A 26,672-nucleotide genomic window follows, 5' to 3' on the forward strand; every position below is an offset into this window, starting at 1 on the left:
ATATGTCAACATGGCTGACATATTTTTGAAAGATTATGACTTAAAATCGTTCGATGACGAACAATTGTTTCTCAAAAGCGCGGAACTGCTCTATTTCGCCTATCGGGATTTCATTGCCTGGCCAGATGCGGTTTTACAGAAATATGGTTTTGGCCGCGCCCATCACCGGGTTTTATTCTTTGTCAATCAAAACCCCGGCATGACGGTCGCTGAACTGCTTGAAATCCTGAACATCACAAAACAAAGCCTGTCCCGTGTCCTCGGCAACCTGATAAATAAAGGCTACATCATTCAGGATGTCGGGCGGGAGGACCGCCGCCAGCGTCTATTGAACCTGACGGATAAGGGCATAACCCTGCTCGGCGAAATCACCGAACATCAGAAAGAACAGATGTTAAATGCCTGTAAATCGGCGGGGATAGAAGCAACAGACGGGTTTTGGAAAGTGCTGATCGAACTGATCAACCCTGAAAATCGTGATAAAATATTAAATAATATTTTTAATAATAAATAGTTATATAATTTTCTTAAACTATTACTTTAATAATTTTTTTATACATATTGCCCGGCAGCGTGGCCAGATGCCCAGGCCCACTGAAAATTATATCCGCCTAAATGCCCGGTCACATCGACCACTTCACCAATAAAATAAAGCCCCGACACTTTGGCCGCTTCCATGGTTTTTGATGATAGCTCATCCGTGCTAACCCCGCCCCGTGTCACTTCGGCGGTGGCAAAGCCTTCCGTGCCTTTCGGGCTGATGCGCCAGCTATTGACCAGTTCTGCCACTGTTTCCAGCTTTTTATGGGATAAATCGGTAAGCATCCCGTCAATTCCGGTATGTTCCGTTAAATAAATTGCAAGCCTTTTTGGCAGAAAACCTGATAACGCGGTGGATAAATCCTGCTTCGGGTGTTTTTGCTTTGCGTCTTTTAAGCTTTCAAAAACATCCCTGCCCGGCGCCAGATTAATGATGATATCCTGTCCACTACGCCAGTATGATGAAATTTGCAAAATGGCAGGTCCGCTTAAACCACGATGGGTAAATAGCAGCGCTTCATCAAAACTGACCTTGCCACACTGCACCCGGACATCAACCGATACGCCGCTTAATTTGCGAAAATCAAAAATAAAGGCTTCCCCGAATGTCAGCGGCACCAATGCCGGGACCGGATCAACAATTTTTAATTTAAACTGCCGCGCCACATCATAGCCCCAACCGGTTGCCCCCATTTTTGGAATGGACGGCCCACCCGTGGCAATCACCAGCGACTGGCAACTGATCTCCCCCTCTTCCGTCCTTATTATAAAACTGTCTTTTTTTTCAATGGCTTCCACGGTTACGGATGTTTTAATCACCACTTCCGCCTTTGCACATTCTTCCAGCAGCATATCAATAATATCCTGCGCGCTGTTATCGCAGAATAACTGGCCCAGCGTTTTTTCGTGATACGCAATCTCGTGCTTTTCAACAAGCGAAATAAAATCATTCGGACCATATCGTTTGAGCGCCGATTTGGCAAAGTGTGGATTGGCCGACTGGAAATTGGCGGCTGTTGTATGAATATTGGTAAAATTGCAGCGTCCCCCGCCGGAAATTCGGATTTTCCCGGCCACTTTTTTCCCTTTTTCAAGCACAATCACACGACGGCCACGTTTCCCGGCCTCGATCGCGCACATAAGGCCCGCAGCCCCGCCGCCGACAATGACCACATCATAGTTCATCATGTTTATGAACCGGCCAGTTCTTTTGAACGGGCCTTTGCTTCTTGCATCGCCCGGCGCATAATCCGGAAAATTCCGTCATCCGCCATCAGCACATCAAGGGCGGCGGCCGTTGTCCCGCCCGGGCTGGTCACATTTTCACGCAGTTTTGACGCGCGTTCCTCAGACTTATCAAGGAGCGCCCCGGACCCGCACACGGTTTCACGCGCCAGCCTGCGGCTTAATTCCGGGTCAAGGCCGATGGCTTCCCCCGCTGCCGCCATCGCTTCCACCATGGCAAAGACATAGGCCGGACCACTGCCGCTTAAAGCGGTAACTGCATCCATAAGGTTTTCATCATCAATCCATTCCACCAGCCCGACTGCCTGAAGCAGCGCTGTACAAATTTCCCGTTTTTCATCGCCAACATGGCGATTGGCACAACAAACGGTTATCCCCCGTCCGATAGCGGCCGGTGTATTGGGCATAGAACGAATGATCGCCTGATCACGGCCCAGATGATCCTCAAAATAACGGATTGTCCTGCCCGCAGCGACCGATACAATCACATCACCTTTGATCCGGCTTGCCTTCAAGGAATCCATAACTTCGTCCATCATCTGTGGCTTAACCGCCAAAATAATGAAAGAAGGCTTTAATGTGCGGGGAAGATCCTCAAACGACTGATGAAGCTGACGATCAGCAATATCCTTGAATTCGGTCTTCACATGCTTGATATTCGGCTCAACAATATGAATGGCTGCCCCGTCAAGTTTCCGCTTTAGCCAGCCCGTAAGCATAGCACTGCCCATTTTGCCACATCCGACCAGCAGGATCGGTTTATCACTGGTAATTGCTGATAATTTCCCCATCTCTACCCTTATGCGTTCCCAATTGTTTCAAGCATCGCCGCTTCAATTGCTTCACTGGGGGATTTTCCGCCCCAGATGACAAACTGAAACACCGGATAATAACGGTTAATTTCCGCAATCACGGTTCTCGTCACCAAATCACAAATATTGCTGACGTCAATGCCGATGGTCGGCGGTATAAGGGAATGTCTGAACATCAGCGTTTCATCATCGCTCCAGATGCCAAAATGCCCCATATCAAGCCGTTCATTGATCCGCGCCATCACTTCGAGTACGGCGCCTCGTTTACGTTCATGAACCTTAATATCAAGTTGTCCGCTAAACTGGAGAATATTTTTATCTGATAGCCAGATATAGCGCATATGAAAATCGCACCATTCGCCAATGACCGCAGCAACAATTTCCTCATTGCCCAGGCGCTCATAGGGCCATTCATTCTGACTGACCATAACCTCAAGCGTGTCAAGCGGGTTAGCCTGACCCTCATGCAGTTCTTCTGTCGATAACATTTTATTTCTTCTTTTTCTTTAAGGCGCTGATTTCTTTTTCAAGCGTTTCGATGCGTTTTGCCAGTTCGGCATTTTCGGCGCGGGCAGCAGCGGCCATTTCCTGAACCACTTCAAATTCCTCACGCGCTACCAGATCCATATCTTTCAGGATATTTTCCAGATGGGATCTTACTTTTGCTTCAAATTCCGATTTGACACCGTGAATAGTTCCGGCAGCACTCTGCCCTAATCTGGCCAGATCACTGAGTAATTTATTGTCAGATTGCACTGATAGATCCTTTATCTTTCTATGGTCGGCTTAATGTTGAATCTCAACATCAATTTTTTGCACTATGGCGGAACATTGAGGGGTTGCCAAGTCTTCTTAAATATGGGACAAGTCTGCTCATAACCACTCAAACGTGTAATGCTTTGTTTTGCTTGGTTTTCATTGGTTAATGGCAGAATTTTATGATTGAATATTTATTTTCCGCAACGCTGACTTACCCCAATATAGACCCGATCCTTGTTCAGTTTGGCCCGATAGCGATTCGCTGGTATTCACTTGCCTATCTTGGCGGCCTGATCTTTGGCTGGCTATATATGTCACGCCTGATCCGCGTTAAACCGGCCCCCTGCACCCAGGAACAGGTCAGCGATTATATTTTCTGGGCCATGATGGGTATTATCTTCGGCGGCCGCCTCGGCTACGTGCTTTTTTATAACCTGCCCTTTTATTTATCCAACCCCGGTAAAATCATTGCTGTCTGGGACGGCGGAATGTCATTTCACGGCGGGTTTCTTGGTGTCTGTGTCAGCACCATCCTATATTGTCGCAAGCATAAAATTCCGCTCTTTCGCTTTGCCGATATCATTGCCTGCGCCTCGCCAATTGGTTTAATGCTCGGCCGTTTTGCCAATTTCGTCAATGGCGAATTATATGGCCGTGTGACCAATGCACCGCTTGGAATGGTTTTCCCTCATGGTGGCCCGCTGCCCCGCCACCCAAGCCAGCTTTATGAAGCCGTTCTGGAAGGGTTTCTACTGTTTTTTGTGCTTTATTTCGTCTTTCATTTTACCAAAGCGCGCCATAAACCGGGCATGATTACCGGTCTTTTCATTATCGGTTATGCTATGGCCCGTACTTTTGTCGAACAGTTCCGGGAACCCGACAGCCAGCTTGGATTTTTATTCGGCACCCATAGCCTGACCATGGGGCAAACCTTAAGCGCACCAATGATCCTTTTTGGTCTTTATCTTATTTTCCGGCCAAGGACGTCTTCCTTATGACCCAGCCGGAAAAATCAGCGTTAAAAGATCATCTTATAAAACTGATAAAACTTCACGGCCCGATTTCGGTCAGCACCTATATGAGTGAAGCGCTCACCAATCCGCATCATGGCTATTATGTAAAGCGTAATCCGTTTGGAAAAAGCGGCGATTTTATCACCGCCCCTGAAATAAGCCAGATGTTCGGTGAAATGATCGGGCTCTGGTTTGCCGACCTCTGGCTGAAAATGGACCGCCCCTTCCGGGTTCATCTGATCGAACTTGGCCCCGGACGGGGCACATTGATGGCTGATCTGATCCGGGTTCTTGATGTCCTGCCCGATTTTAAAAAAGCGGTCGAAATTCATCTGGTTGAGGCCTCCCCCGACCTAAAGGAAGTTCAGCAGGATAAGCTTTACCGCTTTCCCGGTAAAATCACCTGGCATGATACGGTAAAATCCGCACTTGACGCCGCCGCCGTTGATGATGAAGCCACTTTTCTGATTGCCAATGAATTTTTCGATGCCTTGCCAATCCGCCAGTTTCAGAAAGGCGAGCTTGGCTGGCATGAGCGGATGGTGACGGTCAATGAAAAAGATGACGGCCTGACCACCATGCTTTCCCCTTTCCCGCTTGAGGATCTTATTTTACCCGAAGCCGTGAAGGACGCCGAACTCCACAGCATTATTGAAGTTTCCCCCATGGCCGATTATATCACCCGGCTGATTGCCGATCACATAAGCGCCTGTTCCGGGGCAGCGCTTTTCATTGATTATGGCTATACCGACTACCGCACCGGTGAAACACTGCAGGCGGTGAAGGATCACAAATATACATTTATTTACGACGAACCGGGCTGGGCCGATCTTTCCGCGCATGTCAATTTCCGTAAAATGGCGGATATTATCGGACAAACGGGGCTAAAAACCCTTGGCCCGGTATCCCAGGGAGATTTTCTCAATAATATGGGAATTGGCGAGCGGGCGGCCCTGCTTAGTGAAAAAGCGGATGGGGAAAAAAGAGAAACCATTATGGGCGAGCTCGACCGGCTCACGTCCCCGAATGAAATGGGAAAATTATTTAAAGTCCTGGGAATAATTTCAGATAAAAAAATTGAAACAGCGGGGTTCTGAAATGTCTATTTATAAAAAATCGGAAAAACTGGAAAAAATAGCCAATATAAAACACGGCTTTTTCGGCCGCCTTGGTGGTGTTTCATCAGGCATTTATCATTCCCTTAACTGCGGCACCCATTCCGGTGATGAGGCGCAGAATGTCACCAAAAACCGACTTATTGCCAGCACGACACTTCTTCCCGGGGCGGCACTTGCTGAAATCCATCAGACCCATAGCAACAAGGTCCATATATTTAATGGCGATATTCGCACCGTTGATGCCGATGCCATTGTCACCAATGAAAAAAATGTCGCCCTGTCCATTGTGACGGCCGATTGTGCCCCGGTGCTGTTTGTTGACCAGTTCGCCGCCGTGATCGGCGCTGCCCATGCCGGCTGGAAAGGGGCCAGAAACGGTATCATCCAAAACACGATTGAAGCAATGTGCGAACTGGGCGCGGACCGCCATAATATTGTCGCGGCCATCGGCCCCTGCATCGCCCAGAAATCATATGAAGTTGGTGAAGACCTATACAGACAAATTGATAACGACAGCTACTTTATACCCGGCCCCCGTGCGGGGCATTATCAGTTTGATCTGGAAAGCTATGTTTTTGACCGGATCTGGCAAAATGAAGTAACGAAAATTGACGCGCTGGGACTTGATACCTACCCGCACGCCAATAATTTTTTCAGCTACCGCAGGAAAACCCATCTGGACGAACCGGATTATGGCCGGCAGATTTCAATAATAGTGCAACATTAATGTCAAAAAAATGGTAATTGACGCTCGCTTTTTAAAAAAATATCTGTATAAGAAAAATAACATTTCTGGAAACTCTAATGGGACTATTGAAATATGAAACTTATTTCCGGCAATAGTAATATTCCACTCGCCGAATCTATCGCAACCCATCTCGGCATGGAACTTACAAGAGCAAACATCAAAAGGTTTTCTGATCAGGAAATATGGGTCGAAATTCAGGAAAATGTCCGCGGCGAGGATGTCTATGTCATTCAGCCGACCTCTAGCCCCACCAACGACAATGTTATGGAACTGTTAATAGTCATTGATGCGCTGAAACGGGCATCGGCAAAACGGATTGTTGCTGTGATCCCCTATTTCGGTTATGCGCGTCAGGACCGTAAACCGGGGCCACGCACACCGATCAGCGCCAAACTGGTTGCAAATCTGATCACCACGGCCGGTGCCGATAAGGTTCTGACCATGGACCTCCACGCCGGACAGATTCAGGGCTTTTTTGATATCCCGACCGATAATCTTTTCGCTTCCCCTGTGTTGATTGAAGACATCATGCAGCGTTATGCTGACCGTGAAAAGCTGATGATTGTTTCCCCTGACGTCGGCGGTGTGGTTCGCGCCCGTGCCTATGCCAGCAAAATGGGCGTGCCACTTGCCATTATCGACAAACGCCGTGAAAAAGCCGGTGTCTCGGAAGTGATGAATGTGATCGGTGAAGTGGAAGGGTATCACTGCGTCTTTGTTGATGACATTGTGGATAGTGCCGGTACCCTTTGTAATGCGGCAGGAGCACTTGTTTCCCACGGCGCAAAATCGGCAAGTGCCTATGTTTCTCATGGCGTTTTCTCCGGCCCCGCCATTGAAAGGATCAACGATTCAGTGCTTGAACATGTGGTCACCACCAATTCAATTCAGGCAACTGACAGGGTCCAAGCCTGCAAAAAAATAATCCAGATCAGCATCGCACCCCTCTTTGCCAAAGCGATCCGCCGCATCCATGAGGAAAGCTCCGTTTCCGTCCTGTTTGAATAAAAGGCTAAAAAGTAAAAAAAATCGTTGAGTTTTGCGCTTAAAGGCGTTAAAAGCGGCGCTCATAAGGGTCTGTATCATCATGATCACAGGCCCTTTGATATTGGCACCCCTGGAGGCCGGTATCAATTTTAAAATTTTGGAGAATAGCAATGGCTAATACTAATAAAGTAATTAAAGCTGAAGTGCGCACCAAAGCGGGTAAGGGGTCCTCTCGTGCAATACGTAGAGAAGGCAGAATTCCGGCAGTAATTTACGGCGCAAAAAAAGAAGTAACAAAAATCACCGTCAGCCTGATTGATATCAGGAAACTTCTGGATACCGGTCACTTTTTAAGTTCAACTTACGACATTGAAGTTGAAGGTAAAAAACAATTGGTTCTTCCACGTGACGTACAATTCCACCCTGTGACCGACTGGCCGCTGCATGTGGATTTCCTTCGTCTGGCACAGGATGCCACAATCGCCATCCACGTACCTGTTCACTTCATCAATGAAGACGACTGCCCTGGCCTGAGAAAAGGCGGCATCATTAACGTCGTTCGTCATGACATCGAACTTTACTGTCCTGCAAACGCCATTCCGGAATCAATTACTATTGATCTTACCGGTCTTGAATTGGGTGACAGCGTCCATATTTCATCAATCACCCTGCCTAAGGGCGTAGAACCGGTTATTGATGACCGTGACTTCACCATCGCCACCATCGCGGCACCAAGCGGTCTTAAATCAGATGATTCTGATGAGGACGAGGACGAAGAGCATAGCGTAGAAGTTGAAGCAACTTCTCAGAAATCTGAGGAATAAGCTTCCCTCGGAAAAAAGGATAATGCCATGTTGCTGATCGTTGGCTTGGGAAATCCCGGCATCAAATACGAAAACAACCGGCATAATATTGGCTTTATGGCGGTGGATGAAATTATCCTCCGCCATAATTTTTCTGAGCCGAAAATGAAATTTCAGGGCGCCCTTTATGAAGGAACTCTTGGCGGGGAAAAAACATTTATCCTAAAGCCCCTCACCTTCATGAACCAGTCCGGTAAATCGGTTGGTGAAATTGCCAGTTTTTTTAAAATTCCATCAGAAGACATTTTTGTCTTTTATGATGAACTGGACATAGCACCCGGAAAAATAAAATTCAAAACCGGCGGCGGCAATGCCGGGCATAACGGTCTTCGCAGCCTTGATCAGTTTATCAATAAAAATTATCACCGTATCCGCCTTGGCATTGGCCATCCCGGCGACAAATCAATGGTGACCGGTCATGTGCTAGGGGATTTCAGCAAAAATGACGAAAAATGGCTTGATCCGCTGCTTGATGCCGTTGGCCGCGCTGCAGACAAGCTCGTTTCACGCGACGGCATTGATTTTTTAAATGAAATTGGACTGATCCTGAAACCCAATGAAGATAAATCAAAAAAGAAAAGCAAAGACGATAATGAAAAGGAAAATGAATAATGGGATTTAAGTGTGGTATTGTTGGGCTTCCCAATGTCGGTAAATCGACCCTTTTTAATGCGCTGACTAACACCGCGCAGGCCGCCGCTGCCAATTATCCATTCTGCACGATTGAGCCCAATGTCGGTCAGGTGCCGGTGCCGGATCCGCGCCTGAACACGCTTGCTGAAATTGCCCATTCGAAACAGATCATCCCGACCCAGCTTTCCTTTGTTGATATTGCCGGGCTTGTCCGCGGCGCGTCCAAGGGCGAAGGGCTCGGCAACCAGTTTCTGGGCAATATCCGTGAAGTCGACGCCATCATTCATGTACTCAGATGTTTTGAAAATGATGATATCACCCATGTTGAAGGAAAAATCGACCCGATTGCCGACGCGGAAACAGTTGAAACCGAATTGATGCTTTCCGATATGGAAAGCCTTGAAAAAAGAAAACCCGGCCTTGAGCGCCGTATCCGCGGTCAGGATAAGGAAGCAAAAGCGATCATGGGTATGGTCGACCGCTGTCTTACCGTTCTGGAAGAAGGAAAACCCGCCCGCAACGTCGCCGTCAAGGATGACGAAGACCAAAAGCTGCTGGATGGATTACAGCTGATTACAACAAAACCGGTTCTTTATGTCTGTAATGTTAATGAGGAAGATACAGTGGGCGGCAACGACTTGACCCGCCGGGTTGAGGAAAAAGCCGCAGCTGAAGGCGCCGTCACCGTTAAAATCTGCGCCTCACTGGAAGAGGAAATCGCCCAGCTTGATGACCCGGAAGAGCAGAAAATGTTTCTGGCCGATCTTGGACTTGGCGAAACCGGGCTTGGCCGGGTGATCCGTGCCGGATATGACCTGCTAAAACTGATTACTTATTTCACCATCGGCCCTAAAGAGGCCCGTGCCTGGACCATTACGCGCAATACGAAAGCGCCAAAAGCCGCCGGTGTTATCCACACCGATTTTGAAACCGGTTTTATCCGTGCTGAAACCATTGCCTACGATGATTATGTCAAATTCGGTGGCGAAAACGGCGCAAAAGACGCCGGAAAAATGCGCCTTGAAGGAAAAGAATATATCGTCGTTGACGGCGATATCATGCATTTCCGCTTTGCCAACTAGTACGGCTTTGCTTTAAATCGACATAAAACTGTCTTTTTTCTGAAATAGTTCTGTAAACAAAAAATGCTAGTTTCCCCTTAAAACAAGCAGGAGCAAGCATGAGCAGTCCAAGCCCTTATCTGAAGAATGATAATTTCCGGATACAGATCGCTGATGAGTTTAATGATTATCTGAAAGAGCAGGAAAACAGGTTTCATTCAGATGACTGCCTTTTTGTTGATCTTCACTGCCATGATGAAAATAGCGACATACCAGATGAACTGTGGGGCCGATTTTAAGACTGCCGAAACATGGCTTAAAACCGACAAGCTTTATAAATTACTCCGCCAGAATAATATGGATGTGGTGACGATCACCAACCATAATAATGCCCGCTCTGCTGGACCCTGATTGCTGAAGGTCATGATATACTGGTTGGTAGCGAATTTATATTACTTCCTGAATATGAACTTTATATCCATGTGCTGGCTTATGGCTTTAGCCCGGATGAAGAAGAGCGGCTTGATCATCACCGCCAGAATATCTATGACTTTGTCCGTTATGCCGCCCGTCATAATATTCCATTGATCCTGCCGCATCCGCTTTATTTTTATACCAAAAATGAAAAATCGATTTTAGTCTGTTTGAAAAATTCGCCGTTCTTTTTGAACGCTTTGAAGTGCTTAACGGGCAACGTGATTTGTGGCAATCGGTCCTTACTCTGAATTGGGCCAGAAGCCTGACCCCGCAGAAAATATTAGAGTATGCAAAAAAACATAATCTTTCTCCTGCTGAATTCGGCGTTGATCCCAATCGTCCCCAAAATACTGACCGGCGGCTCGGACGATCATACCGGCATATTTGCCCGGAAAATGTTATTCAAAGCTTTATATTGAAAATCTGGTCGAACGATCAAAGACTGAAAAACTTTCCGACCTCGCGCTTGAAGCCATCAGAAACGGTAACATTGCCCCCGTTGGCAGGGTTGGTGAAAATCAAAAACTGACCATTGCCCTGCTTGATTATTTTTTTCGCAAGTGGTGGGTAAGGTCAGTGACCCCGGGCTATTTCGCATCCTGCTGCACCCGTGGTACGGCCCGTGACAAAAATCGGCTGCTTCATCTTAAGCAACCTGCTTCTGGAAATGCAGAAGCACAAAAAACCATGAAATTTTTTGAGTTTGTCCATCTTGCCTTAAATGGTAAAAAAATAAACCGTATCACCAAATGGAAAATCCCGAAAGATTATCGCTTCTTATTAAGTATCTTGAGGAAATTTGCTGAAAGCAAGAACGGCCCTAGAAGTCTTCATCAAAACGGTCAATGATGCCGTTCTAATCTTTTAATGATCTGAACCTGCTTCTGATTGAACGGATAAAAAGGCATCCGAAAAAAAATAAGCATCTCCGGCTTGAAAAATTTTCTACCGCTGAACTGACCAGAAAGTTTGAAATCCCTGCCCAGATGACCGCGCTTTTTTGGCTCGGACCAGAAAAATAAAAACTTAAGCAACATTAAAATTGACCAGATCTTGGATACGCTCTCCTTTCCGCTGCTTATTTCGGCAACACTGGGCCAGCCTTTGCCGCGACCGGGTGCTTTTATCAGAACCGCGGCCTGCTGAATGATTTTGCCGAAAAAATCGGCAAAAACCGCCACCAGAAAAGAGCCCTGCATTTAAGCGACACATGGAGCGACCAGAATGGTGTCTCCTCTTCGCTGCTTGGGAAACTGCGGGAAATTCAACGCCTTGATATGCCCATTGATTTTCTGATCTGCCATGATGACGCGGTGGAGGAAAAGAACCTGCGGGTTGTTCGTCCCCTGACCACTGTCACATTGGAAAAATTCGGAGGTCAGCCCATCCGTATCCCCCAATCTGATGGAAATCGCCGCATTTTTATGAAGGGGGGTATGACCGCATTATCTGCTCTACCGAAGGGCCGATGGCCCTGGTCGCCATGTTTATTAAACAGAAATTCAATGTGCCGTCCTACTTTTTCATGCACACGGACTGGATCAATTTTATCAAAAACACCACTGATCTTAATATCCATGAACGCGACCGTGTCAGACGGTTGCTTCGGGCATTTTATAATGAATTTGACGGTATCTTTGTCCTTAACACCGATCACCGCAAATGGCTTGCCAGTCATGAAATGATGTTGGATAAAAATAAAATCCATCTCGCTGCCCATCATAGTGAACCGCGAAATTACAGCATTGAGCCCATCCAGAAAGCCGATATTGTCCCCGGCGCCAATCAGGACACCCCGGTTTTATTCATTGCCTGTCGGTTAAGCCGGGAAAAAGGCGTGTTTAACTGCCGGAAATCATGGAAAGGGCGCGAAAAAAAATACCGGACCTTAAAATTGTCATTGCAGGATCGGGTCCGGCCAAAAAAGAGCTCAAAAACTGATGCCCGACGCCGTCTTCACCGGCTGGCAGTCAAAAGAACAGCTTGCCGCCCTTTTATCTCGGGCTGATTTGTTCATCTTCCGTCGCGCTTTGATACATTCGGTAATGTCATCTTAGAGGCAAACACCCACGGCATGCCCGTCATTTCCTATAACTGCAAGGGTCCAAGATCTAATCATTGATGGCAAAAACGGCTTCCTGGTTGAAACAAAAAAAACAGATCAGCAACCGATCATAAAATTTTTCAGCGATGATAATTTAAGAAATTCAATGAAAACGATGCCCTTGCCCGCTGCTGAATATCAGGCCGAACCTATCCTGCGCCGCTTTGCCGCGGATCTTGGTTTTGGCCACCACAACTCGCCAACTCCCAGAAAACAGCCGCTGAATAGACGGCTCATAAAATAAAATAGCCCCTATTTACTATTGTTTAAATAATATTGATGTATTAAAAATACATCTTACTGATTTTTTGGGGAAAAATCTTGATGAAAATTTTAGGATTAAAAACAATAAACAAAATAATATCCTGTTTAAAAATATCCCTTTAGTCAGTCTTTTGGTTTTCCAAGAATGAAGTGGTCCAAACTTCTGCAAATAATTTCATCAGTCAGGATACAACTGCAAAGTTCACGGCATTCCAGACAACCACCTCTGGTCATAACATTTTTTGGGACATATCTCTTTGGGCAGCAAATATTTATATTCATTCTGCTCTGGCTTTTATAAGCAAAACCAGGAAATAAGAAGACGGAAAAAATTTGAAAAGAATTGGTAGCGGCAAATAAAGAGCGCAAATGGCCCTGGCTGAAGCGGGGAAAAAGCCAGTAAAGATAATACCGATACTCTGGAAGAGCTACGCGCCTCGAATTGCGTCAGAAAACCATACTTGGAGCTGGCCCCCAGGCTGTTATCACGTTCAATTCCCGCCCTTAAAATCATGTATATGAATGGAAATGCCCATAAAATATTCGGCTATAAAAGGGGAGAGGTTAAAGGCAAGCACCTGAATATTCTTCTGCCGGAAAATGCCGTTCACTCCCACAACAAGCATGTCGAAAAATTCAAGAATTCCGGGAAATCAACTCTGTCAATGGATCAGCGCAGTGACATACGCGCTAAAAGGAAAAATGGGGAAATATTTCCCGCAATGGCGTCCGTTGCCAAAATCACCATCGAAAATGAAGACGTCTATATCGCCATGCTGCGTGATGTAACCAGGCGAATTGAATCGGATAAGCAACTGATTGAAAGCAAGGAGCGGCTCTCCCGGGCCAGAAAATTTGCCCATCTGGGCAATTGAATGGAAATAAATTCCGAATGAGCTGATCTGGTCTGATGAAATTTATAATATTTTCGGAATTGAAAAGAATAATTTCAAGGCTACCTATGAACGCCTTTCTTGAAAGAATTCATCCTGATGATCGCGACACAGTTGAAAAGGCGGTCATTGCGGTAGTGGAGGATGATGAGCCCTATTCCATTATTCACAGGATAATTTGTCCTGATGGTACAGAAAAGGTGGTACGCGAAATTGGCGAAGTCTTCAGGACGATAAAGGCAATGCCGTCCAGAATGGACGGCACCTGCAGGATATTACGGAAAGCTGGCTGAATGAGCAGGAACTGATCATTGCCAAAAACCCGTGCCGAGCAGGCCAATCAGGCAAAACACCCAGTTTCTGGCTGTTGTCAGTCATGAACTGCGCACCCCGCTCAATGCGATCATCGGGTTCAGTTCTTTTTTGCTGAAAGATGAAATATACGGAACCACCGGCCATGAAAAATATAGGGAATATGCTGAAATCATTAACGGCAGCGGCGAACATCTGCTTTTCCCTGATTGAAGAAATTCTTGACACATCAAGGCTGGAACTTGATGCGGTTGAGCCTCAACCAAGCATTTTCCCTTTGACCATTTGATTTATATCCCCTGAACAGCCTTTCAAAAAAGCGGCAGACAAAAACATAAAAACCTTACTGAACTCGAAGATAATGGTGACAAAGTCTATCTTGACCTCAAACTCTGTCGGCAGATTATTCTTAATCTGCTCTCAAACGCAATTAAATTTTCCCACAATGAAGGCATCATCAAAATAAAGCTGTCATCAACAAAAAACAAAATCGTCTGAGCATTGCCGACCAGGGTGTGGGAATAGACAAGCATGAAATTGAGGCTATTTTCCTGCCTTTCATGCAGGCGAATTCAACTTTATCTGCGCACACATGAAGGGGTCGGGCTTGGCCTTACCATCGTCAAGAAACTAACCGAATTACAAAATGGAACCGTCAGCGTTGAAAGTCAAAAGGATATCGGCACCACTTTTACGGTGACCCTGCCAATTACATTTTCATAATAAATAACTTTTAATCTGTTCTTGTACCTGCCATTACCCTGAACAGGATATGACGATATTCCTATAATAATGTATGACAAGGGCTATAATAAAAGCTTATTTCAGTTGGAGGAAATGATCAATACCGTCTATAACGCTCTTCCACTCATTTCACGGAAACCATCATGAAAAAACTATTGTTTTGCGCTCTATTCTTTCTTCTGAATTCTGCTGCTTTTGCACAGGATTACTCGGCTCTTTTTAATAAAATCACTGAAATGGCGCAAAGCGGTGACGGTGAAGCCGCCTATCATCTGGGCAATTTTTATAATTATGGTGTCGGCACCGAAATCAATAAGGAAGAAGCCTTTAAATGGTTCCAAAAATCCGCTGAAGCCAAATACCCGCTTGGCGCTTATGAACTTGGCTATTTCTATACCGGACAGGAAGGGGAAATAGCGGATGCTGACCCGCAGAAAGCCTTTCAGAACACCAAATTTGCTGCCGACAAGGGCTATGCACCCGCCCAATATAATCTGGCGATCATGTATTATAATTTCGGCAACCCTGAGCGTGGTACATATTATCTCGACCTGGCGACAAAACAGGGAAGCCCGCAAGCGCTCCAGACAATGGCCCTTATTAATTTCCGCGGTGATATGGTTGAACAGGATCTGGTCAATGCCAGAACCTATCTGAAACTGTTTCTTAAAGACAATGACCCGGAACTCACTGAAACTTTCCAACCGATAGTGACGCAAATTGATGAAAACCTTACCGAAGATCAGATTAAAACCAGCGACGAGCGGATAGCGGCATGGAAAAATGAACCGAGTGATCTGACCATTCTTGCCGAAGGCGGCAAACATTTTTGAGTATGCGGGATTGCAGCAGCCATAGTAAAGACACAATAAAGCTCAGAGCAGTTTTACAAATTTCTGCTCAAGCACCTCTGCCCCCCAATGACTGTCGGGATATTCATCGACAAGTTTGAAACCGTTTCGTTCATAAAGTGATCGCGCCGCATCAAGCCCCTTAAAGTCCAGAGATCAATTTGCCTGAACCCCTGCTGTTCACAAAATTCAAGTGACTTTGCAAGCAAACGCCTGCCAACACCGGAAGACTGCAGCTGTTTATCAACAATAAACCATCTTAAATGGGCAATATTATCGCCCAGATCCTCACCATCGATTGTGATCCCGGCGGCAATCCTTTTCCCGTCTCGCACAAACCAGCTGTTATTTTTTGAATTCCCGATCCGCGGCATAAATTCGGCCAGTCCAAGTGCCACCTTGGCTTCAAAATGTTACGCCAAAATCGACAATATCCTGATATAATGTGCCATGTAGAGCGGCAATACCGCCGATAAGCCCGGGCGTATAGCCTTCCTCAATATTTGGCCCATCCGCACTTACCCTTCTGTTATCAAGTGCATCCGAATAAATCTGAAGCCCCTGTTCAATCACGCTTCTTGAATATGGGTTAAGCGGGCTAAGCGCCCCTTCGACCTTTTTTCTGGCAAACCCGTTTATTTCCGTTAAGGTCTGTTTGCCCTGCGCTGTTAACCTGATATCCTTTTGTCGACCATCTCCCTCGGCTTTAAATTCGGCCACTTCCCCCGTTTTGATCAGATTTTTAATAAGCCTGCTGACCGATGATTTTTCCAGCATCAGTATTTCCGAAAGTTCTTTTGCGGTAATACCCCCTTCACTTGCACCGATTTCGATAATTGCGTGAACTGCTGATGCCGAATAGCGGGTGTCAGCAAGGGTTGAATTTAAGAACCCAAGCTCACGAACCAGCCTTCTTGATGATGAGCGGATATTGCTGAGCTGCATTTCGTTTATTTCAGTCATAATCACTTCCCTATTATAGTTGTATATTACAACTATAATAGGGTTTGTTGTTAGATACAACTAGTTTTTTATTGTGAGAATTATACTCTCCCCACCAATAATGTGATAGGCCAGTTGATTTTTTTATGGGGCTCGCCCTGCCATACTGCACGGAATTTATCGGCATATAGTGCGACCGGGTCGTACCCCTTGTCGGCAATATATCTTGTGGTCGCGGACCAAGTGCTTAAATACCCAAGAAACGCATCAAGATCCCATTCTAAGTCCATGGAAAAATCCGGCGTTTCAATTTTTTCAAACGGGAAGTCAAGGTCAGCATATCCCCGCTCAATATGGACCCTCTCCGGTGGCCAGTATGGCCCGACCACCCCATCATAAAATTCATAGAAAAGCTTATCAACATCCGGATCAATTTCCATCAACCCATAACACCAAACCGCGATGATCCCACCCGGCCTTAAAACCCGCCTAACTTCAGCATAAAATGCTGCAAGATCAAACCAGTGGAGCGCCTGCGCCACACTGACAAGATCGACACTGTGACCCGCCAGGCCGCTTTTGGCCGCATCGGCCACGACAAAGTCGATGTTATCAGGTCCGTGCGCATTACTGATCTGCTTTTCACTGCCGTCGCTGGCAACTATTTTTTTAAAATATTTGGAAAATCCCCTCGCCGCCTGACCGCTGCCGGTGGCACAGTCCCAAAGCAGATCATGGCCCGAACATATCCCCGAAAGATATTTGAACATCGCATCCGGATAATCAGGACGGAATTTGCTATACTGATCACTCTGCTTTGAAAAATGATCTTTAAATGCGGCCACCCTGATCACTCCCCTTCATATTTGGTCAGGGCAAATACATCGCAGCCCTTGGCCCTTAATTTATCCGCACCGCCCAGATCCGGCAGATCAATGATAAAAACGCAGTCGCTAACCCGTCCGCCAGCCATGCTAATCAGCTCGTGCGTGGCGATGGCGGTCCCACCCGTGGCAATCAGGTCATCAACAATCAGGATATTATCGCCCGTCCTGATCGCGTCACAATGAACCTCTAGCGCATCTTCACCATATTCAAGCATATAATTGACGCTGTGGGTTTTCCGCGGCAGTTTCCCGGCCTTGCGAACGGTGATAAAGCCGACCCCCAGTCTATGGGCTATCGCCCCGCCAAGGATAAAACCACGGGCTTCTATCCCGGCGACTTTATCAATTTTTTTGTTCTCAAGATGCCGGACAAATTCTTCCACCATCCGGTTATAGGCCACATCACTTTCAAAGATGGTCGTGACATCACGAAACATGATCCCCGGTTTTGGATAATTGGCGATGGTGGTGACATAATCCTTGACCCAGTTCATCGGTTCAGCACCCTTCCCGCAACCGATGAAAGCCTGGCCCTCACCGCCGGATCAATGTCCCCTTTTGTCATAATAGCATATTCAAGCGCATGATCGCACCCTTGGGGGCATGGATGGCGCGATTGCGCGGTGCTTATAAGCGGAATAATATTTTTAATCAGCATTTTTGCATTGGCGGTATTGGCGTTCAGCGTTTTGATGATTTCAACCACATCAACTTCGCCATGATCAGGATGCCAGCTGTCATAATCGGTGACCATGGCAACGGTGGCATAGCAAATTTCCGCTTCGCGGGCCAGTTTGGCTTCGGGCATATTGGTCATGCCAATCACATCACAGCCCCACGCCCGGTACAGATGCGATTCCGCCAGTGTTGAAAATTGTGGCCCTTCCATGGCGAGGTAAGTCCCACCCTTATGCAGTGTCAATGGCATCAGGGCAGCGGCTTCCAATATTAACGAGCCAAGCTCGCCGCAGGTCGGATGGGCAGCAGAAATATGGGCAACCACCCCATCATCAAAAAAAGTTTTCTTACGGGCAAAAGTACGGTCAATAAACTGATCAACCAGAACAAAATCACCCGGGGCCAGATTTTCCCGAAAACTGCCACAGGCGCTGATGCTGATCAGGTCGGTTACGCCCGCTTTTTTAAGCGCATCTATATTGGCCCGGTAATTGATGGTGGACGGTGAAAGGACATGATTACGGCCATGACGTGGCAGAAACACAACTTCAAGCCCCGCGACTTCCCCCACAAACAGCGCATCCGACGGCTCGCCAAAACCACTTTCAACTGAAATCCACTGGCCATTTTCCATACCATCAATTTCATATAAACCGCTGCCGCCAATAATCCCGAGCACTTTTGTCATTATATTCTCCTGAAAAAAAATAAGGGCCGCCAGTTGGCAGCCCTCACATTTAAAACGAAACAGAAATTAAAAACAATGTTTAAACTTCTGAAGGATCGATATCTTCGCCTTTTTTCACTTTTTTCCAGACACGCTTGTTTGTGAAGTAAAGCATAACCACGAAAACAAACATGAACAGCATAACTTTAAGGCCCATTTCCTTACGCGCCTGCATGGTTGGATCCGATGCCCAGGCAAGGAAGTTGGCAACGTCATATGCCATTTGTTCAACAGTTGCTTCTGTACCATCGGCATATTCGATGATGCCGTCGGACAGTGGTGGTGTCATGGCGATCTGATTACCTTCGAAATAATCATTGTAGAACAGACCATCCAAAAGATCAAAACCGGCTGGTGGTTCATCATGGTAGCCTGACATAAGGGCTACGACATAATCTTCACCATAAACGCTTGACCATGGCAGGAATGCCAGATGCTCACGGGCTTTGATAATGGTTGAAAAGTCAGGCGGCAATGCACCGTTGTTTGATGCACGGGCAGCCTGTTCATTTGAATATGGTGACGGGAAATAATCCGCCGGAATACCCGGACGGGAAATCAGCTCGCCGCTGTCATCAAATGTATCTTCAAATTCATATTCAGCGGCAATCGCTTTAATTTCGTCTTCATTATAGCCGATATCACCAAGTGTTCTGAATGCCACCAGATCAAGCGAATGGCAGGCAGAGCAAACTTCGCGGTAAACCTGAAGTCCACGCTGAATGGACGGAATATCGAACTTGCCAAAAATACCGGCAGATTCGTAATGATGACGTTCCGGATGCTTCGCTGTACTTTCAGCAGCAGTTGCTCCCGAAAAGGCGATTGTTGCACCAACTAAACCAGCCAAAAGGCCTTTAATTTTGATGTTTTTCAACATTTCTTCAGCCTTTCTTGTTTGCTTCGAGTACCGCAGCGGCAATGCTGGTTGGTACCGGTTTGGTTGTTTCCATTCTGCTGACAAGCGGCATAATGATAATGAAATATGCGAAGTAAAAGAATGTCGCCATTTGTGCATAGGATGTCGCGACAAGCCCGAACCACAGAATATCATCCGGTGCTCTTTGTCCCAGATATCCAAGGAAGATACCATTTGCAACAAACAGCCAGAAGAAGAAGCGTGACAATGGGCGGAAGCGCATGGAGCGTACTCTTGCGCCGTCAAGCCATGGCATCGCAAACATAATCAGGATGGATGAGAACATGGCAAGCACACCAATCAGCTTGTTATCGATCGCGCGCAAAATCGCATAGAAAGGCAGATAATACCATTCAGGAACAATGTGCGTTGGCGTGACAAGCGGGTTCGCTTTTATATAGTTATCAGGATGTCCGAGGAAATCCGGAATATAAAACACGAAGGCGGCAAAGAAGATAATAAACACACCAAGACCGAACGCATCCTTTGCAGTGTAATATGGATGGAATGGGATCTTGTCATGTTTGCCTTTTGCATCAATACCAAGCGGGTTTGTTGAGCCAGGAATATGAAGTGCCCACACATGAAGGATCACCACACCGACCAGAACAACCGGCAGCAGATAATGAAGCGAGAAGAAACGGTTCAGCGTTGGCTGACCAACCGAGAAACCACCCCAGAGCCAGTTCACAATTCCGTCGCCGATGAAAGGAATAAAGTCAAACACACTGAACAGGTTGGTAATCACCTTGGCACCCCAGAAGCTCATTTGTCCCCATGGAAGAACATAGCCCATAAAGCCTGTCGCCATCATGATAAGATAAATGATAATACCGAGGAACCAGAGAATTTCGCGCGGTGCTTTATATGACCCGAAGTAAAACCCTCTAAGTATATGTACATAAACAACAATGAAGAACATGGACGCGCCGTTGGCGTGGATCGCTTGTAGCAGCCAGCCGTAGTTTACATCACGTTTAATATGCTGAACACTGTTAAAAGCAAGATCAATATTCGGTATATAATGCATCGCAAGGATGATACCGGTTACGATCTGTACAACCATCATAAAACCAGCCAGAACTCCGAAGTTCCACCAGTAGTTAAGGTTACGTGGTACGTTATATCCCCCACCGATTGAATTATAAATCAGTCCCATAAGGGGAAGACGATCCTCAATCCACTTCAATGTCGGATTTGTCGGTTCGAATTTATTTTCTGAAGCCATTTTTTATCCTATCCGATACGTACTGTTGAATCATCTAAAAATTCATAGGGCACAACAGGCAAGTTCAGTGGTGCCGGGCCTTTGGTAACCCGTCCTGAAATATCGTAATGCGACCCGTGACACGGACATAACCATCCGTTAAAATCACCATGATGCTCAAGCGGCACACATCCAAGATGGGTACAAACCGCGCTGATAATCAGCCATTCCGGTTTTTGTACACGGTCTTCATCCTTTTCCGGATCAGCCAGATCGGTATTATCACCGGCCACAGCCTCTGCAATTTCCGCTTCGGTACGGTGACGAACAAAAACCGGGTTACCGCGCCATAGGAAAACGGCGTTTTGTCCCCGTGGAATTTTTGTCAAATCAACTTCGATTGAGGAGAGTGCCAGAACATCTTTTGAAGGATTCATCTGATCAATTAGTGGCCATGCTGCAGCACCTGCAGCGACCACACCGGCAGCACCGGTAGCTATATAAAGAAAATTACGTCTTTCTTCAACAACGTCATCATGTGTAGTCATACATAAACCTCGTGAGGGTTCTATTTAATTATTTAATAAGTAAAGGAAAAGACTTCGTCCAGGACCAAAAAATCAATGCTTAAGTGTTTCCCTTTACCCATCGCATAGCATGCGAGACTTATTTACCTATATTAACTTCATATTGCAATGCTTTTTAGGTAAAAATCCATTTTAATTTACCTTATTCGCCCGCATTGTAAACAGCTTATTAACAATAGCATGGGTAAGGCCGCAAAAAACCGCCGCTTTCAGGATATATTTAACTCTTTATTAATATTTGAGGGGCCGGATGCATGAAAAATGTTGCACGAAGTATGAAGAAAGGCAGCCGACAGAATCTTTAAAACGGGTTTTCCGGATTTACGCGTAAATCAGTAATTTCTGTGACTATTCGCGGTGAAAGGATTTGAAGATGACCGGTTCCATCACTTTTTGCCCGGCGGTATATTCATTCGGGTCATTAGGCGCAATGGTTTTAACCTGCTGAATGGCCCGGACCACATCCATGCCTTTCGTTACCTTGCCAAAGGCGGCAAAGCCCTGCCCGTCCGGATTGCGCATTCCGCCGTAATCAAGGGATGGTTGATCATTGATACAAATAAAAAATTCCAAACTGGCCGAATCCGGGTTATCGCGTGCCATCGAAATGGTGCCGTCTTCGTGCTTGATCCCGGTTTTTGTGGTCCGCTCAAGCTTAATGGGCGGGAACGCCCCGATATTGCTGTCGCCACTCATGCCACCCTGGATCACTTCAATTTTTATTCTGTTCTGCTGCTGGTTATCCATACGGACAACACGGTAAAAGGCGCCGCCGTCAAAATAGCCGCCATCAATATAGCGAAGAAAATTGGCCACCGTGATCGGCGCCTTATCGGCATAAAGCTCGATATGGATGTCGCCCATTGTTGTCTCAAGCTTTACATTGACATTTTCCGCATGAGCCGATGATGAAAACATGGCAAATATGGAAAGCATTAAAAATTTTCTAAGCATCGTTGACCCCTTAATTCTGGTCAAAAATAATGACCTCTTCGCGTTTTTTCGGCTTGCGGTTGCCAATTTTCGTATACCAGATAATTACAAAAATGAGCAGCACCAGTATCGAAATGACGATATTATTCATATTCTGCCAGCCGATTTTATCAAGCATGAAGCCTGATGTCAGTGTCGCCAGCCCGGCCAGGGTAAAGACCACCAAATCATTCAATCCCTGAACATAGGCTTTTTCATTTTCGTCGTAAGCATGCTCAAGAAGCGTTGTCCCGGCGGTAAACATGAAATTCCAGCCGACACCGATCAATATAAGCGCACTGTAAAAATTATAAAGCTCAACCCCCGCCTTGGCAACCAGCGTTGATATCAGGATCGCCACCATCCCGACCAGGATGATGCGGATTGACCCAAAGCGGGCAATCAGGGTTCCGGTAATGATCGCCGGGGCAAACATCGACATTGAATGAAACTGGATGACCCCCGCCGCATCGGAAATCTGATAACCGCAGACCACAACCACTTCAAGCGGCGTCGCCGTCATAATGAAAGACATGGAAAGATAGGCACACGCCGCACAAAGCGACGCACAGATAAAAGCGGGACGTTTAAGAACATCCATAACTTTCGGGTTTGCCACGGGCACAAATCCTTCCGGTCTAGGTTTCCTTGGCGGCAGTTTAATTAAATAAATAAGTGCATGGGCCACCAGGCTCAGCGCAATCACCAGACAATAGGTGCCCGCATACTGAACCGGTTCGAAATAAAGGCTTTCAAATGTCCGTGCCAGCGTCGGCGCACAAAGCCCGGCCAGAACCCCGCCCAGAATAACGTATGATACCGCCTGTTTATGATAATGTGATGGCGCCACTTCCATCGCGGCAAAGCGGTAATAATTGGCAAATGACTGATAAATGCCATGCAGGAAAGTGGCAAAACAAAGCAGGTAATAATTATTGGTATAAATGGAAATGACAGCACATAATCCGCCAAGACCGCCAAAAAAAGCCCCGGTATAAAAACCGGTTTTGCGGCCAAACCGTTTCATAAAAAGTGAAGCCGGAAACGCGAATGACGCCGTCGCCAGAAACGCCGTGGCCGACGGTATGGTCGCAAGGGCCGTATCCCCGGTCATCATTTTACCCAGCAGCGATGAATAGGTAATCACCGTAATCACCGATGACAGCAAAATAAACTGCGCCATCGAAAGCAGGAATAAATTGCGTTTTACATTTTCCATCACATTCACTCTATATATTTAAAACCAACCCGTCATAGGCGGGTTCGACCCCCTTTGGCAACTTATTTTTCAAAGTTTCATAATCCAGTTCCGCGGTCATATGGGTCAGCACTGCATGTTTGGGTTTAAATTCCTCAATATAACCCAGTGTCTGCTCAAGATGGCAATGGGTCGGGTGTGGTTCTTCGCGCAGGCAGTCAACGATCCATAAATCAAGACCGTATAAATGCTGGTAACTTTCTTTCGGGATATCGTTAAAATCGGTGCAGTAACACATTCTGCCAAAACGATAGCCATATGAATATATCGCCCCGTGGACCAATTCCATCGGCTGAATATCAAACCCGCCAATCCGGAACGGATCAAGGTCAATTTCATGGGCTTCACAGATCGCATCATAATTTTTACGACCCTTAAAAATATAACCGAACCGTTCCTGCAAAATTCTTAGCGTGTGTTTGTTGGAATAAATCGGCACTTTTTTCTTCATATTCTGGGAAAAGGCCCGAAGGTCATCAATGCCATGGGTATGATCGGCATGATCATGGGTATAAAGAACCGCATCAAGGGTCGTGATCCCTGCGCTTAACGCCTGTTCCCGAAAATCGGGGCCGGTATCAACAATAATCCTCGTATCCCCCTCTTCCACCATGATGGACACACGTCGCCGTCTGTTTTTCGGGTTATTCGGGTCACACAGTCCCCAGCCGTTATTCAGTTTTCCGCCAATTCTAGGCACGCCCTGTGATGTTCCGCTGCCGAGAATGGTGATTTTCATGAATTTTCCGGTCTTTTTGTTTTTGAAAATAATGTGAAGAAATTATCCGTGGTGGCGCGGGCCAGTTCCTCAAAACCGACATCAAAATGCTTACTCAAAAATTCTGCCGTATATTTGACAAAACTTGGCTCATTCGGTTTTCCCCGCATCGGCACCGGGGCAAGAAACGGCGCATCCGTTTCAATCAGAAGCCGGGACAACGGGATTATTTTGACCGCTTCCTGTAATTCCCGCGCACTTTTAAAAGTGACAATCCCCGAAAGCGAAATATAGCATCCGATATCAAGGCTGCGTCTGGCAAATTCTTCTGACGCGGTGAAGCAGTGAATAACCGCCGGATACTCTCCCTTTTTCATTTCCGCTTCCATAATTTCGGCGCAGTCATCATCCGCATCCCGCGCATGAACAATCAGCGGCAGACCGGTTTCCCGGCTGGCTTCAATATGGGCGATGAAATTTTCTTTCTGCTTGTCGCGCGGCGAATGTTCATAAAAATAATCAAGCCCGGTTTCACCGATCCCGACCACCTTTTCATGCTTTGCCATTTCTATCAGCTGTTCGGGTTTAATCCCCCATTCATCCTCCGCATCATGGGGGTGGCTGCCGACTGTGGCCCAGATATGATCATGGGCTTTTGCAATATTAAGCACGTCATCATATTCGGAAAGCCGCGCGTTAATCGCCAGCATGGTGCCGACCCCGGCCTCCGCCGCGCGCTTAAGAACCCCGTCCATATCATCGGCAAGGCTGCCATAATTAAGATGACAATGACTGTCGACAATAAACGTCATTCGTCAACAAACCTCGGAAACACTCCTTCGGGTTTTTCCATTGTCCAGCCGCTTTTAAGCCGCTCCCCACCGCCAAGCTGGTCAAATCCACGTTCATCAGCAGCAATTTTCAGGATATCCAATAATTTTTCGGCACTGTCCGGCATAATCGGCTGAATGAGAATGCCGACCTGGCGGATAATTTCGGCGGTCACATAAAGCACCGTTGCCATACGGGCTGGGTCCGTTTTCTTCAAGGCCCATGGCTCCTGCAGCGCAAAATATCCATTGGCATCGGAAACCACTTTCCAGATCACCTCAAGCGATTTATTGACCGCCTGAACATCAATATGCGCTCTTACCTCATCAAGCATTTTATCCGCAGCAGCAAGGATCGCTTTGTCCGCATCGCTATAAACACCCGGCGACGGCATAACACCATCACAATTTTTAAAAATCATGCTTAAACTGCGCTGCGCCAGATTACCAAGATCATTGGCCAAATCACTGTTGATCCGGTTGATCATCGCCTGACGGCTGAAATCCCCGTCATTGCCAAACGGTACTTCCCGCATCAGGAAGTAGCGGACCTGATCCAGTCCGAATTCCTCAACAATCTGGAACGGGTCAATCACATTGCCGAGCGATTTTGAAATTTTTTGACCCTCATTGGTCCACCAGCCATGGGCAAAGACCCGTTTTGCCGGTTCAATACCCGCCCCCATCAGGAAGGCCGGCCAGTAAACCGCATGGAAGCGCAAAATATCCTTCCCCACCATATGAATATCGGCGGGCCAGAATGTTTTGAATTTTTCATTGTCCACATCCGGGTACCCGGCAGCGGTCATGTAATTGGTCAGCGCATCAATCCACACATACATAATATGTTTGTCATTGCCCGGTACCGGCACACCCCAGTTAAAACTGGTGCGCGACACCGACAGATCACGAAGCCCGCCACTGACGAAACTTTTAACCTCATTTTTTCGACTGTTCGGCAGCACGGTTGGCGGCAGGCTTTCATAAAAATCAAGCAGCTTTTCTTCAAACGCGCTCAAGCGGAAAAAATAGCTTTCCTCCTCGACCCATTCAATGGGCGCGCCTGTCGGGGCCAGCTTTTCACCGTTTTTCCCGTCAATCAGTTCATTTTCAGCAAAAAACGCCTCATCCCTGACCGAATACCAACCCGCATATTTATCAAGGTAAATATGCCCGTTTTCCTCCAGCTTTTTCCATAGCGCCTGACAGGCGCGTTTGTGGCGTTCCTCGGTTGTGCGGATAAAATCATCATTTGAATAATTCATAAATTCGGCAAGTTCACGAAAACGCTGCGACACCGTATCACAAAATTCGAGTGGTGACTTCCCGGCTGCCGCCGCCGACTTTTCAACCTTTTGCCCGTGTTCATCCGTACCCGTCAGGAACATGACATTATAACCATCGAGCCGCTTGAAGCGCGCAATGACATCACATGCCAGCGTCGTATAGGCATGACCAATATGTGGAATATCATTCACATAATAAATCGGTGTGGTTATATAAAAGGATGGCTTACCTGACAT

The 26,672-nt window shown here is 46.7% G+C and carries 36 protein-coding genes; 18 read left to right on the forward strand and 18 right to left on the reverse strand.

Annotated features, from left to right (window positions below; all coding sequences use genetic code 11):
- Positions 1-10: 10 nt before the first annotated feature.
- On the forward strand, positions 11-514 hold the full coding sequence (locus R3D86_13495; protein MEZ5759228.1) for a MarR family transcriptional regulator: 504 nt from the start codon (positions 11-13) through the stop codon (positions 512-514).
- 38 nt (positions 515-552) lie between these two features.
- On the opposite strand, the gene R3D86_13500 is transcribed toward R3D86_13495, so the two are convergent.
- The 4 genes from R3D86_13500 to R3D86_13515 are packed head-to-tail and all read right to left on the reverse strand — an operon-like array spanning position 553 to position 3,353.
- Complete coding sequence (locus R3D86_13500) at positions 553-1,728, reverse strand: NAD(P)/FAD-dependent oxidoreductase (protein ID MEZ5759229.1); 1,176 nt, start codon at positions 1,726-1,728, stop codon at positions 553-555.
- Between the two features lie 2 nt (positions 1,729-1,730).
- Complete coding sequence (gene proC / locus R3D86_13505; GenBank protein MEZ5759230.1) at positions 1,731-2,576, reverse strand: pyrroline-5-carboxylate reductase; 846 nt, start codon at positions 2,574-2,576, stop codon at positions 1,731-1,733.
- An 8-nt stretch (positions 2,577-2,584) separates the two neighbouring features.
- Positions 2,585-3,085 (reverse strand): YbjN domain-containing protein, encoded by a 501-nt coding sequence (locus R3D86_13510; protein ID MEZ5759231.1) that lies wholly within the window; start codon positions 3,083-3,085, stop codon positions 2,585-2,587.
- A 1-nt stretch (position 3,086) separates the two neighbouring features.
- Positions 3,087-3,353, reverse strand: a complete 267-nt coding sequence (locus tag R3D86_13515) for an accessory factor UbiK family protein (GenBank protein MEZ5759232.1) — start codon at positions 3,351-3,353, stop codon at positions 3,087-3,089.
- Positions 3,354-3,535: 182 nt separating this feature from the next.
- Here R3D86_13515 and lgt point away from each other — a divergent pair, with 182 nt between their 5' ends.
- From lgt to R3D86_13570, 11 genes are all read left to right on the forward strand, one after another.
- Positions 3,536-4,354 carry a prolipoprotein diacylglyceryl transferase gene (lgt, locus tag R3D86_13520; protein ID MEZ5759233.1) on the forward strand — a complete coding sequence of 273 codons (819 nt, stop codon included), beginning with the start codon at positions 3,536-3,538 and terminating at the stop codon, positions 4,352-4,354.
- Positions 4,351-5,466, forward strand: coding sequence for an SAM-dependent methyltransferase (locus R3D86_13525; GenBank protein ID MEZ5759234.1), 1,116 nt, complete (start codon positions 4,351-4,353; stop codon positions 5,464-5,466). Before lgt ends, R3D86_13525 begins: the two co-directional genes overlap by 4 nt.
- Position 5,467: 1 nt before the next feature.
- Positions 5,468-6,214 carry a peptidoglycan editing factor PgeF gene (gene pgeF, locus R3D86_13530; protein ID MEZ5759235.1) on the forward strand — a complete coding sequence of 249 codons (747 nt, stop codon included), beginning with the start codon at positions 5,468-5,470 and terminating at the stop codon, positions 6,212-6,214.
- 93 nt (positions 6,215-6,307) lie between these two features.
- Positions 6,308-7,243 carry a ribose-phosphate pyrophosphokinase gene (locus R3D86_13535; protein MEZ5759236.1) on the forward strand — a complete coding sequence of 312 codons (936 nt, stop codon included), beginning with the start codon at positions 6,308-6,310 and terminating at the stop codon, positions 7,241-7,243.
- 149 nt (positions 7,244-7,392) lie between these two features.
- Positions 7,393-8,046, forward strand: a complete 654-nt coding sequence (locus R3D86_13540; GenBank protein MEZ5759237.1) for a 50S ribosomal protein L25/general stress protein Ctc — start codon at positions 7,393-7,395, stop codon at positions 8,044-8,046.
- Between the two features lie 27 nt (positions 8,047-8,073).
- A complete protein-coding gene (gene pth, locus R3D86_13545; protein ID MEZ5759238.1) occupies positions 8,074-8,697 on the forward strand; it encodes an aminoacyl-tRNA hydrolase in 624 nt (207 codons plus the stop codon).
- On the forward strand, positions 8,697-9,800 hold the full coding sequence (ychF, locus tag R3D86_13550) for a redox-regulated ATPase YchF (protein MEZ5759239.1): 1,104 nt from the start codon (positions 8,697-8,699) through the stop codon (positions 9,798-9,800). The genes pth and ychF overlap by 1 nt, the downstream gene beginning before the upstream one ends.
- Positions 9,801-9,898: 98 nt before the next feature.
- Positions 9,899-10,078 (forward strand): hypothetical protein, encoded by a 180-nt coding sequence (locus tag R3D86_13555; protein ID MEZ5759240.1) that lies wholly within the window; start codon positions 9,899-9,901, stop codon positions 10,076-10,078.
- Entirely contained in the window at positions 10,056-10,190 is a 135-nt protein-coding gene (locus R3D86_13560) for a hypothetical protein (GenBank protein MEZ5759241.1), read from the forward strand. The genes R3D86_13555 and R3D86_13560 overlap by 23 nt, the downstream gene beginning before the upstream one ends.
- A 71-nt stretch (positions 10,191-10,261) precedes the next feature.
- The gene (locus R3D86_13565; protein ID MEZ5759242.1) at positions 10,262-10,504 is read left to right on the forward strand and encodes a hypothetical protein; all 243 of its coding nucleotides are present in this window, start codon (positions 10,262-10,264) and stop codon (positions 10,502-10,504) included.
- 136 nt (positions 10,505-10,640) lie between these two features.
- Complete coding sequence (locus R3D86_13570; GenBank protein MEZ5759243.1) at positions 10,641-11,105, forward strand: hypothetical protein; 465 nt, start codon at positions 10,641-10,643, stop codon at positions 11,103-11,105.
- On the opposite strand, the gene R3D86_13575 is transcribed toward R3D86_13570, so the two are convergent.
- Entirely contained in the window at positions 11,099-11,455 is a 357-nt protein-coding gene (locus R3D86_13575) for a hypothetical protein (GenBank protein ID MEZ5759244.1), read from the reverse strand. The genes R3D86_13570 and R3D86_13575 overlap by 7 nt on opposite strands.
- 269 nt (positions 11,456-11,724) lie before the next feature.
- Here R3D86_13575 and R3D86_13580 point away from each other — a divergent pair, with 269 nt between their 5' ends.
- From R3D86_13580 to R3D86_13605, 6 genes are all read left to right on the forward strand, one after another.
- The gene (locus R3D86_13580) at positions 11,725-12,264 is read left to right on the forward strand and encodes a hypothetical protein (GenBank protein ID MEZ5759245.1); all 540 of its coding nucleotides are present in this window, start codon (positions 11,725-11,727) and stop codon (positions 12,262-12,264) included.
- 872 nt (positions 12,265-13,136) lie between these two features.
- Positions 13,137-13,499, forward strand: a complete 363-nt coding sequence (locus R3D86_13585) for a PAS domain S-box protein (GenBank protein MEZ5759246.1) — start codon at positions 13,137-13,139, stop codon at positions 13,497-13,499.
- Between the two features lie 86 nt (positions 13,500-13,585).
- Positions 13,586-13,810, forward strand: a complete 225-nt coding sequence (locus tag R3D86_13590) for a PAS domain-containing protein (protein MEZ5759247.1) — start codon at positions 13,586-13,588, stop codon at positions 13,808-13,810.
- Between the two features lie 31 nt (positions 13,811-13,841).
- The gene (locus R3D86_13595; GenBank protein MEZ5759248.1) at positions 13,842-14,042 is read left to right on the forward strand and encodes a histidine kinase dimerization/phospho-acceptor domain-containing protein; all 201 of its coding nucleotides are present in this window, start codon (positions 13,842-13,844) and stop codon (positions 14,040-14,042) included.
- 318 nt (positions 14,043-14,360) lie between these two features.
- Positions 14,361-14,552 (forward strand): ATP-binding protein, encoded by a 192-nt coding sequence (locus R3D86_13600; GenBank protein MEZ5759249.1) that lies wholly within the window; start codon positions 14,361-14,363, stop codon positions 14,550-14,552.
- A gap of 164 nt (positions 14,553-14,716) precedes the next feature.
- A complete protein-coding gene (locus R3D86_13605; protein ID MEZ5759250.1) occupies positions 14,717-15,406 on the forward strand; it encodes a tetratricopeptide repeat protein in 690 nt (229 codons plus the stop codon).
- Between the two features lie 53 nt (positions 15,407-15,459).
- On the opposite strand, the gene R3D86_13610 is transcribed toward R3D86_13605, so the two are convergent.
- The 13 genes from R3D86_13610 to metG all read right to left on the reverse strand — a co-directional run bounded on the left by R3D86_13610 (position 15,460) and on the right by metG (position 26,672).
- A complete protein-coding gene (locus R3D86_13610; GenBank protein ID MEZ5759251.1) occupies positions 15,460-15,822 on the reverse strand; it encodes a GNAT family N-acetyltransferase in 363 nt (120 codons plus the stop codon).
- Positions 15,823-15,829: 7 nt separating this feature from the next.
- On the reverse strand, positions 15,830-16,387 hold the full coding sequence (locus tag R3D86_13615; protein ID MEZ5759252.1) for a MarR family winged helix-turn-helix transcriptional regulator: 558 nt from the start codon (positions 16,385-16,387) through the stop codon (positions 15,830-15,832).
- 80 nt (positions 16,388-16,467) lie between these two features.
- Positions 16,468-17,211: a class I SAM-dependent methyltransferase gene (locus R3D86_13620; protein MEZ5759253.1), complete on the reverse strand. Its 744-nt coding sequence runs from the start codon at positions 17,209-17,211 to the stop codon at positions 16,468-16,470.
- Between the two features lie 5 nt (positions 17,212-17,216).
- A complete protein-coding gene (locus tag R3D86_13625) occupies positions 17,217-17,747 on the reverse strand; it encodes an adenine phosphoribosyltransferase (protein ID MEZ5759254.1) in 531 nt (176 codons plus the stop codon).
- The gene (locus tag R3D86_13630; GenBank protein MEZ5759255.1) at positions 17,744-18,619 is read right to left on the reverse strand and encodes an S-methyl-5'-thioadenosine phosphorylase; all 876 of its coding nucleotides are present in this window, start codon (positions 18,617-18,619) and stop codon (positions 17,744-17,746) included. Before R3D86_13630 ends, R3D86_13625 begins: the two co-directional genes overlap by 4 nt.
- Before the next feature lie 79 nt (positions 18,620-18,698).
- Positions 18,699-19,538: a cytochrome c1 gene (locus R3D86_13635; GenBank protein MEZ5759256.1), complete on the reverse strand. Its 840-nt coding sequence runs from the start codon at positions 19,536-19,538 to the stop codon at positions 18,699-18,701.
- Between the two features lie 4 nt (positions 19,539-19,542).
- On the reverse strand, positions 19,543-20,805 hold the full coding sequence (locus R3D86_13640; protein MEZ5759257.1) for a cytochrome b N-terminal domain-containing protein: 1,263 nt from the start codon (positions 20,803-20,805) through the stop codon (positions 19,543-19,545).
- Positions 20,806-20,813: 8 nt separating this feature from the next.
- On the reverse strand, positions 20,814-21,332 hold the full coding sequence (gene petA, locus R3D86_13645) for a ubiquinol-cytochrome c reductase iron-sulfur subunit (protein MEZ5759258.1): 519 nt from the start codon (positions 21,330-21,332) through the stop codon (positions 20,814-20,816).
- A gap of 387 nt (positions 21,333-21,719) precedes the next feature.
- Positions 21,720-22,325 carry a peptidylprolyl isomerase gene (locus R3D86_13650; GenBank protein ID MEZ5759259.1) on the reverse strand — a complete coding sequence of 202 codons (606 nt, stop codon included), beginning with the start codon at positions 22,323-22,325 and terminating at the stop codon, positions 21,720-21,722.
- Between the two features lie 10 nt (positions 22,326-22,335).
- Positions 22,336-23,562 carry an MFS transporter gene (locus tag R3D86_13655; GenBank protein MEZ5759260.1) on the reverse strand — a complete coding sequence of 409 codons (1,227 nt, stop codon included), beginning with the start codon at positions 23,560-23,562 and terminating at the stop codon, positions 22,336-22,338.
- Between the two features lie 10 nt (positions 23,563-23,572).
- Positions 23,573-24,340, reverse strand: coding sequence for an MBL fold metallo-hydrolase (locus tag R3D86_13660; protein MEZ5759261.1), 768 nt, complete (start codon positions 24,338-24,340; stop codon positions 23,573-23,575).
- On the reverse strand, positions 24,337-25,131 hold the full coding sequence (locus R3D86_13665) for a TatD family hydrolase (protein ID MEZ5759262.1): 795 nt from the start codon (positions 25,129-25,131) through the stop codon (positions 24,337-24,339). The genes R3D86_13660 and R3D86_13665 overlap by 4 nt, the downstream gene beginning before the upstream one ends.
- A complete protein-coding gene (gene metG, locus R3D86_13670; protein MEZ5759263.1) occupies positions 25,128-26,672 on the reverse strand; it encodes a methionine--tRNA ligase in 1,545 nt (514 codons plus the stop codon). The genes R3D86_13665 and metG overlap by 4 nt, the downstream gene beginning before the upstream one ends.

This window comes from Emcibacteraceae bacterium, from assembly GCA_041396985.1.
GTDB lineage: Bacteria > Pseudomonadota > Alphaproteobacteria > Sphingomonadales > Emcibacteraceae > Pseudemcibacter.